Origin of the sequence: Paraburkholderia sediminicola (genome assembly GCF_046026895.1) — a bacterium.
Lineage (GTDB): Bacteria > Pseudomonadota > Gammaproteobacteria > Burkholderiales > Burkholderiaceae > Paraburkholderia > Paraburkholderia sediminicola_C.
Map to the genome: position 1 here is coordinate 1 of NZ_JAQQEU010000177.1, position 3,496 is coordinate 3,496.

The 3,496-nt window shown below is 59.7% G+C and carries 5 protein-coding genes; 3 read left to right on the top strand and 2 right to left on the bottom strand.

From position 1 onward, the window contains the following. The 3 genes from PQR02_RS39845 to PQR02_RS39855 all read left to right on the top strand — a co-directional run. A partial coding sequence (locus PQR02_RS39845; RefSeq protein ID WP_408243295.1) for an MFS transporter occupies positions 1–769 on the top strand: 769 nt, incomplete at its 5' end. Next, positions 721–1,137 carry an MFS transporter gene (locus PQR02_RS39850; protein ID WP_408243296.1) on the top strand — a complete coding sequence of 139 codons (417 nt, stop codon included), beginning with the start codon at positions 721–723 and terminating at the stop codon, positions 1,135–1,137. The genes PQR02_RS39845 and PQR02_RS39850, both read left to right, overlap by 49 nt. 22 nt (positions 1,138–1,159) lie before the next feature. Continuing rightward, the gene (locus PQR02_RS39855) at positions 1,160–1,525 is read left to right on the top strand and encodes a hypothetical protein (RefSeq protein ID WP_408243297.1); all 366 of its coding nucleotides are present in this window, start codon (positions 1,160–1,162) and stop codon (positions 1,523–1,525) included. Positions 1,526–1,912: 387 nt separating this feature from the next. On the opposite strand, the gene PQR02_RS39860 is transcribed toward PQR02_RS39855, so the two are convergent. Continuing rightward, a complete protein-coding gene (locus PQR02_RS39860) occupies positions 1,913–2,221 on the bottom strand; it encodes an acylphosphatase (protein ID WP_408243298.1) in 309 nt (102 codons plus the stop codon). A gap of 83 nt (positions 2,222–2,304) precedes the next feature. Further along, positions 2,305–3,312 (bottom strand): acrylyl-CoA reductase (NADPH), encoded by a 1,008-nt coding sequence (acuI, locus tag PQR02_RS39865; protein WP_408243299.1) that lies wholly within the window; start codon positions 3,310–3,312, stop codon positions 2,305–2,307. Positions 3,313–3,496: the final 184 nt, after the last annotated feature.

Below are 3,496 nucleotides of genomic sequence, written 5' to 3' on the forward strand. Positions count from 1 at the left end.
CTTCTTTCTGAGCTACCTGTTATTCGAGGTTCCTAGCAACCTGCTCCTGGAGCGTATCGGAGCCCGGCTTACGCTGTTGCGCATCATGTTCCTGTGGGGAGTGACTTCGGCGGCCACCATGTTCGTAGCCACGCCAACACAGTTCTACGTCGTGCGCTTCTTGCTCGGGCTTTTCGAAGCAGGCTTTTTCCCGGGAATTATTCTTTACTTGACGTACTGGTATCCCAGCACGCGACGAGGCGCAGTGACGGGACAGTTTATGTTCGCGATACCCGTCGCCGGAATCATCGGCGGCCCAATTTCCGGATGGATTATGGGGTCGTTGACGGGCGTCGGCGGATTGAATGGATGGCAGTGGATGTTCCTCCTGGAGGGCCTCCCGACAGCGGCACTCGGTATCGTGTGTTACTTCGCATTGAAGAACAAGCCGTCAGAGGCGGGCTGGCTGAATGATTCAGAGAAAGATTTGGTGCAGCGTGTTCTGGAGTCGGACGCTGCTGGCTCTCCGTCCGCCCATGCGAGTGTAGCGACCGAGTTTCGCAGAGCTGTGACCGACCCACGCGTCTGGATTCTGGCGTTCATCTACTTTGCCACGGCTTGCGCGAATTACACGTTCACGTTCTGGCTGCCGACGATGATTAAAAGTTTGGGGTCAGCGACATCGGTCGGATTGGCTGGCTGTCGGCGATTCCGTACGTATTTGCCGCAGCAGGTGTGCTCTTGGTTACCCGTAGCTCGGACCGATTCAAGGAACGCCGTTGGCACGTAGGAGGTGCGCTCGTCGTCGCGGCAATTGCCCTCGCGTTCACAACGCAGCTCCATGCCTCGCTGGCGGCAAGTCTGGTTGTGCTGAGCTTTGTTGCCTTCTTCCAGTTCGGTGCGGGCATTGCATTCTGGGCTATTCCGCCGACCTATCTCAGCAAGGAAGCCGCTGCCGTCGGTATCGGCCTTGTTAGCTCGATTGGTGTCATCGGCGGGTTCGTGAGTCCGACGCTTCTTGGGTTCATCAAGTCTCACACCGGCAGCCTCTCGAACGGTATCTATGTCATCGCCGCGATAATGGTGGCGGGCGGCCTCACGATACTTTTAGCGCTACCGAAAAGCGCTGTTCGGGTTGGCGCGGACAACCAGCATTGAACTGTCATTTCAAGGAGTGCCCATGCGGTCCAATCCATCAATCGACTCAAGCCCCGATACGGTAGAGATGGTGTCTCCCTGGCTTGAATCAGTCTCGGAGCTTGTCTCGGGATTTGCAGCCTGGTGGGCATTAAATCTGCACACCGCAAACTCAATCATTGCAGCTAGCCAATCATTAGCGGCAGGGGCCGGACGTGGCGTTGCTCCCTCGCACCTCTGCACGCTGATACCCAGCTTTGCCGTGTCCATTGCCAAGGAGTTCCAACGCTATTTGCGTCAGACACTCCAGATTGTGGAGGACACGCAGCAAGCGGTCGTTGCGGCGGCATCCCCGCTGATACACGACATCGAGCACTCCGCAACAGCACTGTGGAGAGCGTTCGCATGAGTTGCGAGCGACTCGAATACAGTGAAGAACGGAAGATAGCGGGCGACCTGTAACGCGACGGTCTGTTTGACCGCCGAAGATTGCTCAGCCGACACCCGCATTTCTCGCGTGCGGCCGGACACAAAGAGAGCGCCCACATATCGCCAGGCGCGAGACCAGTGCGGAACTCACTTCGTCGGGTCAATCGCGCATTCGCGCGGATGCGGCGGCTGCGCCTTGACGGCCGGGATACTGCCAATTCACTATAGGACTGAAGCCGGGCGTATCCAACGATGCGCGCTTTCATTGCCCTCGTGGTCGCGGAACAGTCTTGCTCGTTGCACGGAAAGACGTTGAAGGGCCATGCTGGGCTTGTCTCCGCGAACGTGGAAAACGAATCGCGTGTCCTTACAATGTCGGCAGTCGCTCGAAGTGTTCGAACCGGGCGAACGGTGGCGCGACCTCAGTCACCTCGAGTCCGTCGACAAGCGCGGCAGACATACCTTCACTGAGCCAAGAGCACATATCTGCAAGCTGCTCTGGCGAGCCCTGCACCATCGCCTCCACTGAGCCGTCCATGCGGTTGCGGACCCAGCCCGTAACGCCCAGCGCATGGGCGTGGCGGACGCAGGCTTCCCGGTAGCCGATACCCTGCACGATGCCACGCACCCTCACCAGCCGGGTCTCAAGCATTCCATCTTTCTGCTCGTCTTCCATCCGCGTGACTCCCAAGTTGGTTGTCCCCACGTCGTCCTTACTTTGGCAAAATTGCGCGCCACTCTTGGGCCTTTCCTGCCCGCTTAAGGCAGCCGATTCACGTCTACTACTGTTCTTCCTCGCACCTGTCCGGCAAGGATATGCTCGGCAATCGAAAAGACGTCACCCAGGCCAATGACCGTAGTTAACGCGTCAAGCTTGCGGGCATCGAAGTCGCTGGCAAGCGCGTTCCAGGCGCTCGTGCGCCGCTCCATCGGGCACATCACGGAATCGATGCCGACGAGTTTTACGCCGCGCAAGATGAAGGGCGCGACGCTTGCCGGAAAATCCATGCCCTGAGCCAGACCGCAGGCCGTGACGACGCCACCGTATCGCGTCTGGGCACAGGCATTCGCAAGCGTATGCGAACCCACTGAATCGACCACTGCCGCCCATCGTTCCTTCTGGAGCGGCTTGCCGGGCGCCGTAAGTGAAGCCCGGTCCAGAATCTCTGCTGCGCCCAGCGAGTGGAGGTATTCGGCTTCGTTCAGCTTGCCGGTTGCCGCTACGACCCGATAGCCCCAGGAACTCAGGATGGAGACGGCGACGCTGCCGACACCACCGCTCGCGCCGGTGACAAGGACATCGCCGGACGCCGGCGTCACGCCTTCGTTGCGGACGGCGAGGCAACTGAGCATGGCCGTTAAGCCGGCCGTTCCAACCGACATGGCGGCCGAGGTGCTGAAAGAGCCCGGCAGCGCGACGAGCCAGTCGGCTTTGAGCCTGGCGCGCTGGGCAAGGCAGCCCCAATGTGTCTCCCCGAGGCCCCACCCAGTGACGACCACACGGTCGCCTTCTTTCCATTTTGTGCTGGACGAATACTCAACAGTGCCAGCGCCGTCGACGCCGGCGACCATCGGCCACGCGCGCACGACAGGACTACGGTTGGCAATCGTCAGCCCGTCTTTGTAGTTGATGCCGGAGTGCTCTATGCGTACCACAACTTCGCCCTCTGCGAGAGGATTGCTCTCAAGCGCGTTGTCCTCAAGACGTTTTAGTTGCGCGCTGAACTGGTCGCCATCTTTGTTCAGGAAAACAGCAGTGAAGGACATGTCGGTCTCCAGAAAGATGCTCGCTGGCAGGTGCCTGACCTAGGTCAGCTTGGACGTTGCGTCGACGCGCCACACATTCTCATTCGCCGGGCTCACGGTGCCAACAGTCTGACCATTGTCGCGGGCGTAAAACCTCGTCTCGCCAGCTTGCTGCGCCTGACAGCATTCTGCGCACGGCATCACG

Bases quoted from the DNA above. Each gene is read 5' to 3' on its own strand.
- PQR02_RS39860 (WP_408243298.1), bottom strand. From the start codon at position 2,221: ATGGAAGACGAGCAGAAAGATGGAATGCTTGAGACCCGGCTGGTGAGG.
- acuI (WP_408243299.1), bottom strand. From the start codon at position 3,312: ATGTCCTTCACTGCTGTTTTCCTGAACAAAGATGGCGACCAGTTCAGC.
- PQR02_RS39855 (WP_408243297.1), top strand. From the start codon at position 1,160: ATGCGGTCCAATCCATCAATCGACTCAAGCCCCGATACGGTAGAGATG.